General features: G+C 73.2%; 9 protein-coding genes and 1 riboswitch. All 9 genes read right to left on the bottom strand.

The features are described 5' to 3' along the window. Positions 1-14 precede the first annotated feature (14 nt). A complete protein-coding gene (gene cobI, locus ACQF4J_RS34820) occupies positions 15-746 on the bottom strand; it encodes a precorrin-2 C(20)-methyltransferase (protein WP_427167606.1) in 732 nt (243 codons plus the stop codon). Next, on the bottom strand, positions 743-2,158 hold the full coding sequence (locus tag ACQF4J_RS34825; protein ID WP_427167607.1) for a cobyrinate a,c-diamide synthase: 1,416 nt from the start codon (positions 2,156-2,158) through the stop codon (positions 743-745). Before ACQF4J_RS34825 ends, cobI begins: the two co-directional genes overlap by 4 nt. After that, positions 2,155-2,754, bottom strand: coding sequence for a cob(I)yrinic acid a,c-diamide adenosyltransferase (gene cobO / locus ACQF4J_RS34830; RefSeq protein ID WP_351569654.1), 600 nt, complete (start codon positions 2,752-2,754; stop codon positions 2,155-2,157). The genes ACQF4J_RS34825 and cobO overlap by 4 nt, the downstream gene beginning before the upstream one ends. Continuing rightward, entirely contained in the window at positions 2,754-4,742 is a 1,989-nt protein-coding gene (locus ACQF4J_RS34835) for a putative cobaltochelatase (RefSeq protein ID WP_427167608.1), read from the bottom strand. The genes cobO and ACQF4J_RS34835 overlap by 1 nt, the downstream gene beginning before the upstream one ends. After that, the gene (gene cobN / locus ACQF4J_RS34840) at positions 4,739-8,392 is read right to left on the bottom strand and encodes a cobaltochelatase subunit CobN (protein ID WP_427167609.1); all 3,654 of its coding nucleotides are present in this window, start codon (positions 8,390-8,392) and stop codon (positions 4,739-4,741) included. The genes ACQF4J_RS34835 and cobN overlap by 4 nt, the downstream gene beginning before the upstream one ends. Then, on the bottom strand, positions 8,389-9,900 hold the full coding sequence (locus tag ACQF4J_RS34845) for a cobyric acid synthase (protein ID WP_351569661.1): 1,512 nt from the start codon (positions 9,898-9,900) through the stop codon (positions 8,389-8,391). Before ACQF4J_RS34845 ends, cobN begins: the two co-directional genes overlap by 4 nt. Continuing rightward, on the bottom strand, positions 9,897-10,838 hold the full coding sequence (locus tag ACQF4J_RS34850; RefSeq protein WP_427167610.1) for a cobalamin biosynthesis protein: 942 nt from the start codon (positions 10,836-10,838) through the stop codon (positions 9,897-9,899). Before ACQF4J_RS34850 ends, ACQF4J_RS34845 begins: the two co-directional genes overlap by 4 nt. A gap of 101 nt (positions 10,839-10,939) precedes the next feature. Further along, a riboswitch (cobalamin riboswitch) is annotated at positions 10,940-11,079 on the bottom strand. Positions 11,080-11,206: 127 nt separating this feature from the next. Then, positions 11,207-11,434 carry a hypothetical protein gene (locus ACQF4J_RS34855; protein ID WP_351569666.1) on the bottom strand — a complete coding sequence of 76 codons (228 nt, stop codon included), beginning with the start codon at positions 11,432-11,434 and terminating at the stop codon, positions 11,207-11,209. Positions 11,435-11,468: 34 nt separating this feature from the next. Beyond that, entirely contained in the window at positions 11,469-12,719 is a 1,251-nt protein-coding gene (locus tag ACQF4J_RS34860) for an inorganic phosphate transporter (protein ID WP_351569669.1), read from the bottom strand. Positions 12,720-12,791: the final 72 nt, after the last annotated feature.

Raw genomic sequence — 12,791 nt, forward strand, 5'->3', positions numbered from 1 at the left:
CACCTCGCGCGGTCTCACAGCTTGCCGCCCCGCCCGCCCTCGCGCCGGGCGGGCGCGATGAGTGTCGACAGGTACGGCAGCGGCGCCCCGTCGAGGTCGGCTGCCGCCCGGATCGACTCGCTCTCCAGCCCGAGCGCCGCCCCCCACACCGCGCCCTCGAGCCGCCCGGTCTCCCGCAGCGCCTCGGCGACCTCGGCCGCGTGCCGGCCGAACTTGTAGGCGACGACGGTGCCGGGCCCGTTCAGGGCGTCCTTGAGGACGGCCGCCCCCGCGGTGACGGGGACCAGTGTCAGCGGCTCGGTGCCCTCGGTCAGCACGGCCCCCGACCGCGCCGCGAGGTCCTGCATGGCGGTGATGCCGGGCACGGTCTCCACCACCGTCCCCGCGACCAGCGCGGCGACGGTCTGCGCGAGGTAGGTGAAGGTGGAGTACACGTTGGGGTCGCCGATGGTGGCGAAGGCGACGCTCCCGTGCTCCCGCAGCAGCCCGGCGACCCGCTCCCCGGCCGCGTCCCAGGCGGCCTCCCGCCGTCCCCGGTCACTGCGCTCGTTGAGCGCGAACACGACCCGTACGACCTTCTCCTCGGGCACGTAGTGCAGCACGGTCGCCTCGGCGCGTCCGCGCTCCCCGGTGTCCATGACGGGCACGACGACCACACCGGCGGCCCGCAGCGCGTTGACGCCCTTGACGGTCACCAGCTCGGGGTCGCCGGGCCCCACTCCCACTCCGGTCAGCCTGCTGCTCATGACGTCCGGCACCTCTCCACGAACCGACGGGCGACACCGGGCAGCGACGCCCAGTGCGTGTGCAGATAGCTCGCGTGCACACCTTGTTGTACGAAACCTTCGACGCGCCGCTCGGGGCCGCGCACCCCCCACGCCGGAGCCGTCCCCGCGCCCGGGTCCACGACGGTCCGGTGGAACTCGTGCCCCCGCATCCGCGTCCCGGCGACGGCCAGCGCGCTGTCGCCGACGGCGACGGCGTCGCGGTACCCGAGAGTCAGCCGCTCGCTCATCCGCGCGGTCGCGTCCAGCACCCCGCACATGGGCAGCCCGTCCAGCTCCCGGCACAGATACAGCAGCCCGGCACACTCGGCGGCGACGGGCGCCCCGCTCCCGGCGAGGTCGGCGACGGCCTTCCGCAACGGTTCGTTGGCGGACAGCTCGGCGGCGTACACCTCGGGAAACCCGCCACCGATCACCAACCCTGCCGTCCCGACCGGCAGTTGCTCGTCGCGCAGAGGATCGAAGACGACGACCTCGGCACCGGCCGCGGTGAGCAGCTCGGTGTGCTCGGCGTAGGAGAACGTGAACGCGCTGCCGCCGGCCACGGCAACCCTCAGCCCGTCCGGCGTTTGAGGACGAGGCCCTTCGGACCGAAGGGGTTCTGGGGGCCGAAGGGCTTCTGGGCGCGCAGCCCCCACAACCTCAGCCGCGTCCCACGCCGCACACGACAACGCCCCCGCACTCCGCGCCAGCGCCAACAGCGCCTCCAGGTCACAGCCTCGCTCGACCTGCGCCCGCATCGCCTCCACGGCCTCCACCGCGGCAGCGCCCCGCTCCGCGACCGGCACCAGCCCCAGGTGCCGTGACGGCGTTTCCACCGGCGCGGCCCGCCGCAGCACCCCCAGCACCGGCACCCCGGCCGCGTCCAGCGCCTCCCGCAGCAGCGCCTGGTGCCGGTCGGAGGCCACCTTGTTGAGGATCACGCCCCCGACCCGGACCTCCGGGTCCCACGACGCGAACCCGTGCACCAGCGCCGCCACCGACCGCGACTGCGACGACGCGTCGACCACCAGCACCACAGGCGCCCGCAGCAGCTTGGCGACATGCGCCGTGGACGCCAGCTCGCCCTCGCCCGCAGCCCCGTCGTACATCCCCATGACACCCTCGACGACCGCGAGGTCGCACCCGCGGGCGCCGTGCGCGAACAGCGGCCCGACCAGCTCCGGCCCGCACAGGTACGCGTCGAGGTTCCGTCCCACCCGCCCGGTCGCGAGCGCGTGGTACCCGGGGTCGATGTAGTCCGGCCCGACCTTGTGCGGGGACACGGCGAGCCCCCGCGCGGCGAACGCGGCCATCAACCCCGTGGCGACGGTGGTCTTGCCGCTGCCCGAGGAAGGCGCCGCGACGACCAGCCGTGGAACGGAACCTGTCACCACTCGATGCCCCTCTGGCCCTTCTGGCCCGCGTCCATCGGGTGCTTGACCTTCGACATGTCCGTCACCAGGTCGGCGAGGTCGACGAGCTTCTCCGGCGCGTTCCGTCCGGTGATCACGACATGCTGGGTCCCGGGCCGCTCCCGCAGCACCTCGATCACCTCGTCGGTGTCGACCCACCCCCAGTGCATGGGGTAGGCGAACTCGTCCAGCACGTACAGCCGGTACGTCTCGGCGGCCAGGTCCCGCTTGACCTGCTCCCAGCCCTCGCGGGCCTTCTCCTCGTTGTCCATCTGGGCGTCCCGCTGGACCCAGGACCAGCCCTCGCCCATCTTGTGCCAGTCGACGGACCCGCCCTCACCGCTGGCGCCGAGCACCCGCAGCGCGTTCTCCTCGCCGACCTTCCACTTGGCCGACTTCACGAACTGGAACACCCCGATCGGCCACCCCTGGTTCCAGGCGCGCAGCGCGAGCCCGAACGCGGCGGTCGACTTGCCCTTGCCGATCCCCGTGTGCACGACGACCAGCGGCCGGTTACGGCGCTGACGCGTCGTCAGCCCGTCGTCCGGCACCACACTCGGCTGTCCCTGCGGCATTACGCGGCCCTCCTCTGTACGTCCTTCACCAGCCCGGCGATGCTGTCCGCCCGCAGTTCGTCGAGCGTCACCGCCGTCCCGCCCAGCTCACCGGCGAGCTGCCCGGCCAGCCCCAGCCGCACCGGCCCGGACTCGCAGTCGACGACCACGCAGGCCACCCCGTCGGCGGCGAAGAGCCGCGCGGCGCGCCCGGCGAGGGCGACCGGCTCGGGGCCGCCCGTGGCGCGCCCGTCCGTGACCACGACCACCAGCGGCCGCCGCGCGGGATCCCGCAGCCGCTCCACCCGCAGCACGTCATGGGCCTTGAGCAGCCCGGCGGCGAGCGGGGTCCGCCCGCCCGTCGGCAGCGACTCCAGCCGGGCCGCCGCCGCGTCCACGGACGAGGTCGGCGGCAGCGCCACCTCCGCGGCCGACCCGCGGAACGTCACCAGCCCCACCTTGTCCCGCCGCTGGTAGGCGTCCAGCAGCAGCGACAGCACGGCGCCCTTCACGGCGCTCATGCGCTGCCGCGCCGCCATCGACCCGGAGGCGTCGACCACGAACAGCACCAGGTTGCCCTCGCGCCCCTCCCGCGTCGCCTGCCGCAGATCGTCCCGCCGGACCACGAGCCCGGGCCCCGACCGCCCTCGCGCCCGCTGATGAGGTGCCGCGGCCTGCACGGTCGCCGCCAGGTGCAGCTTGGTGAGCGTCCCCCGGGGCCGCCGGGCCCCGGTCGTGCGCCCGTGCTCGGTCCGCGCCCGCGACCGCCGTCCCGCGGCACCCTCACCGATCCCGGGCACGCTCAGCACCTTGGTGCGGAAGGGTTCGGCGGCCCGTACCGCGGACTGCTCGCCGCCGCCGGAGGCCTGCGGTGCGCCCTCGGCCTCTCCGGCCTCGGGGCGCGCGCCGGTCTCGCCGTCCTGCGGTCCGTCGTCCGGTGACGGCTGCCCGCCGCCCCCGCCCGGTCCGCCGCCGTCCGGGTCGGGATCGTCGTCGCCCTCGCCGAACTCCTCCAGCGTCTGGTCGAGCTTGTCCTCGTCCAGGCCGGGCGCGTCGAAGGGGTTGCGCCGCCTGCGGTGCGGCAGCGCCAGCAGCGCCGCCTGCCGGACGTCCTCGGCGAGCACGTCCGTCCGCCCGGCCCACGCGGCCAGCGCGGTCGCGGTGCGCGCCATCACGATGTCGGCCCGCATGCCGTCCACCTCGAAGGCTGCACAGGTCGCCGCGATCTGCCTGAGCGCCCCGTCGCCCAGCCGCACCGACGGCAGCAACTCCCGTGCCGCAACGATCCGTTGACGTACGGAGGTCTCCTCGTCCGCCCAACGCGCCGCGAAACCGGCCGGGTCGTCGTCGTAGGCGAGCCTGCGCCGGACGACCTCCACCCGCTGGTCCGGCTCCCGCGAGGCCGCGACCTCGACGGTCAGCCCGAAGCGGTCGAGCAACTGCGGCCGCAGTTCGCCCTCTTCGGGGTTCATGGTGCCCACGAGGAGGAAGCGGGCGGCGTGCCGCACGGACACACCCTCGCGCTCCACGTACGACGCGCCCATCGCGGCCGCGTCCAGCAGCAGGTCGACGAGGTGGTCGTGGAGCAGGTTGACCTCGTCGACGTAGAGGATCCCGCGGTGGGCTTCGGCGAGGAGGCCGGGCTCGAAGGCCTTCACGCCCTCCGCGAGCGCCCGTTCGATGTCGAGGGCGCCGACGAGACGGTCCTCGGAGGCGCCGACCGGCAGCTCCACCATGCGGGCCGGGCGCCGGGCCCCCGGTCCGGGCTCGTGCGGTCCGTCCGGGCAGGACGGGTCCGGTGCCGCCGGGTCGCAGGAGAAACGGCAGCCGGGCACGACGGCCACCTCCGGCAGCAGCGCCGAAAGGGCCCGCACGGCCGTCGACTTGGCGGTGCCCTTCTCGCCGCGCACCAGCACACCGCCGACCGCCGGGGAGACGGCGTTCAGCAGCAGCGCCAGGCGCAGGTCGTCCTGGCCGACGACCGCGGTAAAGGGGAAGGGGGTGGTCACTGGTCGCCCTCCAAGTCGCCTTCCAGCTCCAGATAGGTCGCGCGCAGCCGCTCCAGCGTCTCGGCGTCCGGCTCGGCCCACAGGCCGCGCTCGGCCGCCTCCAGCAGCCGTTCGGTGATGCCGCGCAGCGCCCACGGGTTGGACTGCTTCATGAACTCCCGGTTCTCCGGGGCGAAGACGTACTCGGCGCTGAGCTTCTCGTACATCCAGTCGTCCACGACCCCGGCCGTGGCGTCGTACCCGAACAGGTAGTCCACGGTCGCCGCCATCTCGAAGGCGCCCTTGTAGCCGTGCCGGCGCATGGCCGCCATCCAGCGCGGGTTGACCACGCGGGCACGGAAGACCCGGTGGGTCTCCTCGCCGAGCGTGCGCGTCTTGATCTGGTCGGGGGTGGCGGAGTCGCCGACGTACGCCTCGGGGCTCTCGCCGGTCAGATGCCGCACCATGGCGACCATGCCGCCGTGGTACTGGAAGTAGTCGTCGGCGTCGACGAGGTCGTGCTCGCGGGTGTCGACGTTCTTGGCGGCGACGTTGATCCGCCGGAACGCCGTCTCCATGTCCCCGCGCGCCGCCCGCCCGTCGAGCCCGCGCCCGTAGGCGTAACCGCCCCACACCGCGTACACCTCGGCGAGGTCGGCGTCGGAACGCCAGTTGCGGGCGTCGATCAGCGGCAGCAGACCGGCGCCGTACGCGCCCGGCTTGGAACCGAAGATACGGGCGGTGGCCCGGCGCCGGTCGCCGTGTCCGGCGGTGTCCTCGTCGGCGTGCGCCTTCACGAAGTTGCGCTCGGCGGGCTCGTCCAGCTCCGCGACCGTGCGCACGGCGTCGTCGATCAGCCCGACCACGTGCGGGAAGGCGTCCCGGAAGAACCCGGAGATGCGGACCGTGACGTCGACGCGCGGCCTGCCGAGTTCGGCGAGGGGCACCACCTCGAAGCCCGTCACCCGGCGCGAGGCGTCGTCCCACACCGGCCGGCAGCCCAGCAGCGCCAGGATCTCGGCGATGTCGTCGCCCTGGGTGCGCATCGCGGACGTGCCCCACACCGTCAGCCCGACGGACTTCGGGTACTCACCGGTGTCCTGCAGATAGCGCTGGACGAGCGAGTCGGCGAGCGACTGCCCGACCTCCCAACTGAGCCGCGACGGAATGGCCTTGGGGTCGACGGAGTAGAAGTTGCGGCCGGTCGGCAGCACGTTGACGAGACCGCGGGTCGGCGAGCCGGAGGGGCCCGCCGGGACGTAACCGCCGTCGAGCGCCTTGAGGATGTGACCGATCTCGTCGGTGGTGCGGGCGAGCCGCGGGACCACCTCGGTGCAGGCGAACTCCAACACGGCCACCGCCTCCGGGAGTTCCTCACCGAGGACGTCACGCACCAGGGCACCGCTCTCGGCGGCGGCCCACCCCCGCTCCTCCATCCCCTCCGCGATCCGCCGGCACAGCTGCTCCAGCAGGTCGATCGCGTCGGCGGCCGTACGGGAGGGCCCCTCCACGAGATCCGTCAGCTCCACCGGCACCTTCACCGGCGCACCGGGCTCGGCCAGCAACTCCTTCTCCACCAGCCCGAAACGAGCGGCGAGACAGGCCCTGAGCCCCGGCAGCGCGTTGGCCTGCCCGCCCCACACCTGCGAGGCGCGCAGCACGGCGAGCACGAGATTGACCCGCGGTTCACCGACCGGACCGCCGCCGAGGATGTGCAGACCGTCTCTGATCTGCACGTCCTTGATCTCGCACAGATAGCCGTCGATGTGCATGACGAACTCGTCGAACGCCTCGTCGTCCGGCTGCTCGTCCACGTGCAGGTCGTGGTGGAGCTCGGCAGCCTTGACCAGGGTCCAGATCTGCGCGCGGACCGCGGGCGCCTTGGTCGGGTCGAGGTCGGAGACGAGCGCGTACTCGTCGAGCAGCTGCTCCAGCTTCGCCAGGTCGCCGTAGGTGTCCGCGCGGGCCATCGGCGGCACGAGGTGGTCGACGACCGTGGCGTGCCCGCGCCGCTTGGCCTGGGTGCCCTCGCCGGGGTCGTTGACGATGAAGGGGTAGATCAGCGGGAGTTCACCGAGGACGGCGTCCGGAGCGCAACCGCCGCTCAGGCCGAGTCCCTTGCCCGGCAGCCACTCCATCGTGCCGTGCTTGCCCATGTGGACGACGGCGTCGGCGCCGAAGGAGTTCTCCAGCCACCGGTAGGCGGCCATGTAGTGGTGCGACGGCGGCATGTCGGGGTCGTGGTAGATCGCGATCGGGTTCTCGCCGAAGCCGCGCGGCGGCTGGATCATCACGACGACGTTCCCGAACTGCAGGGAGGCGAGGACGATGTCGTCCCCGTCGACGTACAGGTTGCCCGGCGGCTCGCCCCACGCCTCCAGCATCCCGTCCCGCAGCTCCGGGTCGAGCTTGTCGAACCACGCCCGGTAGTCGGCGAGCGGCACGCGCGCGGGCGCGGACGCCAGCTGGTCCTCGGTCAGCCACTCGACGTCGTGCCCGCCGGCCTCGATCAGCCGGTGGATCAACTCGTCGCCGCCGGAAGGGTATTCGGTGAGCGAGTACCCGGCCTCCCGCAGTGCGTCCAGCACCCGCACCGCCGACGCCGGCGTGTCCAGTCCCACCGCGTTGCCGACTCGGGAGTGCTTCGTCGGATACGCCGTGAAGACCAGCGCCAGCTTCTTGTCGGCGTTCGGCTTGTGCTTCAGCCGGGCGTGCCGCACGGCGATCCCGGCCACCCGCGCGGCCCGCTCGGGGTCGGCGACGTACACCGGGACGTCGTCGGGACCCTGCTCCTTGAAGGAGAAGGGCACCGTGATCAGCCGCCCGTCGAACTCCGGGATCGCGACCTGCATCGCCGCGTCCATGGGGGAGAGGGCGGCGTCGGACTCGTCCCAGGCCGCCCTGGACGACGTGAGGCAGAGTCCCTGCAGCACCGGCACGTCGAGGTCGGCGAGCGCCCCGATGTCCCAGGCCTCCTCGTCGCCGCCCGCCGAGGCCTGCGAGGCGTGCGTGCCGCCGGCGGCGAGGACGGTGGCCACGAGCGCGTCGGCCCCGCCGAGGATCTCGTACAGCCCGGGCTCCGCGTCGCGCAGCGAACCGCAGTACACGGGAAGGGCGTTGGCGCCGCGCGCCTCGATCGCCTGGCACAGGGTGTCCACGAAGGCGGTGTTGCCGCTGAGTTCATGGGCCCGGTAGAACAGCACGCCCACGGTCGGGCGGCCGTCAGCCCTTTCGTACGAGCCGTGGACCCCGTACCCCGGCATCTTCTGCGGCTCGACGAAGCCCTCGCCCGTCAGCAGCACGGTGTCGGACAGGAACCGCGCCAGCTCGGTCAGGTTGGCGGGGCCGCCCTCGACGAGGTACTTCAGCGCCTCGGCGACCACACCCGCAGGCACGGACGACTCGGCCATCAGCTCCGCGTCCGGCACGGCCTCTCCGCCGAGCAGCACGGTCGGAACGCCGGACGCCTTCAGCGCGGCCAGCCCGTCCTCCCACGCCCGTTTGCCGCCGAGCAGCCGTACGACGGCGAGGTCGGCGCCGTCGAGGAGTGCGGGCAGTTCCTCCGGCACGTCCACCCGCATCGGGTTGCCGATCCGGTAGTCGGCGCCGGTCGCGGCCCGCGCCGCCAACAGGTCCGTGTCGGCGGTCGACAACAACAACACAGTGCTCATGCGGGCGCTCCCGGTGGAATGAAAGGCAGTCCTTGCGGCGCGCCCGACTCGATGAGCCGCCACAGCGCGTCCGTGTCCGCGTGCTGTTCGATCAGGTCGCCGAGCCGGTCGAGCTGCTCCTCGCGCAGCGCGGCGAACGAGGTGTCGCCCGCCGGCACGAAACGGCGGCCCGCGGCGGCCGCCACCTCGCGCAGAAAGGCGCGCCGGAAACCGTCCGACTCCAGCGAACCGTGCCAGTGCGTGCCCCAGGTCTGGCCGACCCGGCAGCCGTCCAGGAAGGTCTCCCCGCCTTCGACGGAGGCGACCCCGTGATGGATCTCGTACCCCTCGACCCGCTCGCCGAGGGCCTCGCCCACCGGCCGGGTGAGGGTCTTCTCGCGGGCGAACCGCACCCGCACGGGCAGGACACCGAGGCCCTCCACGTGCCCGCGCCGGCTCTCCACCTCGTCCTCGATGTGCTCGCCGAGGATCTGGAAGCCGCCGCAGACACCGAGGATCGGGCGCTGTTCGGCGGCCCTGCGGCGCAGCGCGTCGGCGAGTCCCCGCTCGCGCAGCCACTCCAGGGCCCGTACGGTCCCGCGGGTCCCCGGGATCACGACCAGGTCCGCGTCCGCCAGCTCCTCGGGCCGGTCCACGAACCGCACGACGACCCCCGGTTCGGCGGCCAGCGCGTCGACGTCCGTGAAGTTGGACATCAGCGGGACCGCGCAGACCGCGACCCGCAGGACGTCCTCGCCCACCGGCGGGGCGGTGTTCGACTCCCGCACGGTTCCGCGCAGGGAGACCCGGAGCCCGTCCTCCTCGTCGATGCCGAGGCCGTGTCGGAAGGGCAGGACGCCGTACGTGCGCCGCCCGGTGAGCCCGTGCAGCATGTCCAGTCCCGGCTCCAGCAGGCCGACGTCCCCGCGGAACTTGTTGACCAGGAACCCGGCGACGAGCGCCTGGTCCTCGGGGGAGAGGAGCGCGACGGTCCCGAAGAAGGAGGCGAAGACGCCCCCGCGGTCGATGTCCCCGACCACGAGCACGGGCAGCCCGGCGTTGCGGGCGATGCCCATGTTCACGATGTCCGTGCGCCTGAGGTTGATCTCGGCCGGACTGCCCGCCCCCTCGCAGATCACCGCGTCATACGTGCCCCGCAGTTCGGCGAGACAGTCGAGAACGGTCCCCAGCAGCTTCTGCTGCCGGCCGCCGTGATAGCCCCGCGCGCTCAACTCGCCCACCGGCCGGCCCAACAGCACGACCTGACTGCTCTGCTCGCCTCCCGGCTTCAGCAGCACGGGGTTCATCTGCGCGGTCGGCTCGATCCGGCACGCCTGGGCCTGCATGGCCTGCGCCCGCCCGATCTCGGCGCCCTCGCGCGTCACGAACGAGTTGAGGGACATGTTCTGCGCCTTGAACGGCGCGACCTTGACGCCCTGTCGCACCAGCCAGCGGCAGATCCCCGCGGTGACGACGCTCTTGCCCGCGTCGGAGGTGGTCCCGGCGACGAGCAGTCCTCCGCCGCTCATGACGAACGCCCCTTCAGCAGGGCGCGCGCGCCGGCGCTCACGCCCAGCGCGAGCAACCCCACGCGCCGTGACAGCCGCACCGCCCGCTCGATGTCCCCGACCCGCACAGGCCGCCCCTCCCTGTTCAGCACGGGCCGGTGCTCGACCCGCCCTCCGTACGACAAGGTCCCGCCCAGGCGCACCCCGAGCGCGCCCGCGAACGAGGCCTCCACGGGCCCGGCGTTGGGGCTCGGGTGCCGGCCGGCGTCGGCGCGCCAGGCCCGTACCGCCCCCGCCGGATCGCCCCCGGCGACCGTCGCGAGCCCGGCCGTCAGCCTGGCCCCCGGCCAGCCGGCCACGTCGTCCAGCCGCGCCGAGGCCCACCCGTAGCGCCGGTACCGGGCCGACCTGTGCCCGACCATGGCGTCCAGCGTGTTGACGGCCCGGAAGCCGAGCAGCCCCGGCACCCCGCCGACGGCCCCCCACACCAGCGCCCCGACCACCGCGTCGGAGGTGTTCTCGGCGACCGACTCCACCACGGCCCGCGCGATCCCGTCGGCGTCCAGCGCCTGCGGATCCCGCCCGCACAGATGCGGCAGCCGCGCCCGGGCGGCCTCGACGTCCCCCGCCTCCAGCGCCCGCCCGACGGTGCGGGCCTCCCGTGCGAGCGAAGTACCGCCGACCACGGCCCAGGTGGCGGCGGCCGTCAGTGCGACGGAGGCGGCACGGGAGGGACGGACGAGCGACTGTGCCGCGGCACCGAGGGCCACGGCACCGCCCACGCACACGGCGGTGTGCAGCGCGCCCCACCCGCGGTGGTCGCGCCACAGAACTCTCTCGACGGCGCCGGCGGCACGCCCGAACACGGCGACCGGATGCCCGCGGCGGGGATCACCGAGGAGCTGGTCACCGAGGAGTCCGGCGGCGGCGCCGTACGCGAAGACGCGATCGGCCCGCACCGGCTCAGCCCGCCGAGGGGTCGGGCAGGGCCGGGGTGGTGAACCTCAACAGGCAGCCGCGCATGGCGATATGTCCTCACTCAGGGTGTCCGCGCCCTGGTTCGACGAGACCGGCGGTGGGAGTTCCTGGCTCCCGGGGCTACCTACCCCGGTGACAGTGGCGGGACCGCGCCGGAATCACACCGGCTTCCTCCCTTGCCGCCGTACATGGCCCCGGCAGTCCACCACGCCCCCGAACGGCAGTCAACTTGCCGTTGACCTGCGGCGCGGGAGTGTGCTGAGGCCCACACGCAGGGGGTCGCCGGGGTCACCGGAACGCGTGATGCCGGGACGGATCTCCGTCCCGGCATCACAGGTGCGTTCGAGGCTCAGGCCTTGTTCATGATCAGTGAGATTCCGTACGCGACCGCCGCCGCGCAGCCCGCGAAGGCCACGTAGGCTCCGGTCGCCGCGAGCGTCGCCGAGTTGCCCTCGGCCACGGCCCGTTCGCGGCGGGACAGGCCCATCACGCCGAGGGTGAACAGGGCGACGAGACCCACGGTGACCGCGAGGCTGACGCCGAAGACGGAGCCCAGAGCTGCCCAGTCGATCTTCATGCTGCTGATTCCTTCGTTACCGGATGCTCGGGACTCAGACGGCGGCCGGCGGGGCCGCCGGCTCCGCGGTCGTGGTGGTGGTCGTGGCCGGCGCCGAGATGGTGGCCGTCAGCTCCTCGCTCACGGTGCCCGCGGGCGGCGGGGTCACGGCGGCGATGGCGGTGGTCACCACGCCGGGCGGTTCCTCGGTCTCGTTGACGTTGGACGCGTCGACGACCTCGCGGCGCGAGAGCTTCCAGATCGCGGCGCTCGCGGCGACCAGGAAGACGGCGACGACGGCGGTGCCCCAGTCCCCGAGGTCCGTCACGGACTCGGCGCCCGCGCCGACGAGCGCGGCGGCGGGGAGGGTGAGGACCCAGGCGACCAGCATGCGGGTCGCGGTCGACCAGCGCACCACACCGCCCTTGCGGCCCAGGCCCGCGCCCATCACCGAGCCGGAGACGACGTGCGTGGTGGACAGGGAGAAGCCGAGGTGCGAGGAGGCCAGGATCGCCGTGGCCGCGCTGGTCTGGGCGGCGAAGCCCTGCTGCGGCTGCAGCTCGGTCAGGCCCTTGCCCATCGTGCGGATGATGCGCCAGCCGCCGATGTAGGTGCCGAGCGCGATGGCGAGACCGGCGGAGAGGATGACCCAGGTGGGCGGGTCGGAGTCGGGGGCGACGACGCCGCCGGCGACCAGGGCGAGGGTGATGATGCCCATCGTCTTCTGCGCGTCGTTCGTGCCGTGCGCCAGGGAGACCAGGCCGGCCGAGGCGACCTGCCCGGCGCGGTAGCCCTTGGCGGCGGCCTTGCCCTCGGCCTTCTTGTCCAGGGTGTAGGAGAAGCGCGCCGCGAGGAACGCCGCGAGACCGGCGACGATCGGGGCGGCGAGCGCCGGCAGGAGAACCTTGGTCGCGAGCACGTCGCCGTGGACGGCACCGAAGCCGGCCGAGGCGACGGTGGCGCCGATCAGACCGCCCATGAGGGCGTGCGAGGAACTGGAGGGCAGGCCCACCAGCCACGTCAGCAGGTTCCAGAGGATCGCGCCGACCAGGGCGGCGAAGATGACCTCGGGACGGATGCCGGTCTCGTCGACGAGACCCTTGGAGATCGTGTTGGCGACCTCCACCGAGAGGAAAGCGCCCACAAGGTTCAGCACGGCGGACATGGCCACCGCGACCTTGGGCTTGAGTGCACCGGTCGAGATGGTGGTGGCCATCGCGTTGGCGGTGTCGTGGAAACCGTTCGTGAAATCGAACGCGAGTGCGGTTACCACCACAATCGCGAGGATCAGCGAGAAGTTTTCCATTTACCCAGGCAATCGTTCGAAGTCATCGGACGGTTGACCGTAAATAACCTGGGTGAACGGAAGATGAACTGA

Origin of the sequence: Streptomyces sp. C1-1, assembly GCF_050214755.1 — a bacterium.
In the GTDB taxonomy this organism is placed as follows: domain Bacteria; phylum Actinomycetota; class Actinomycetes; order Streptomycetales; family Streptomycetaceae; genus Streptomyces.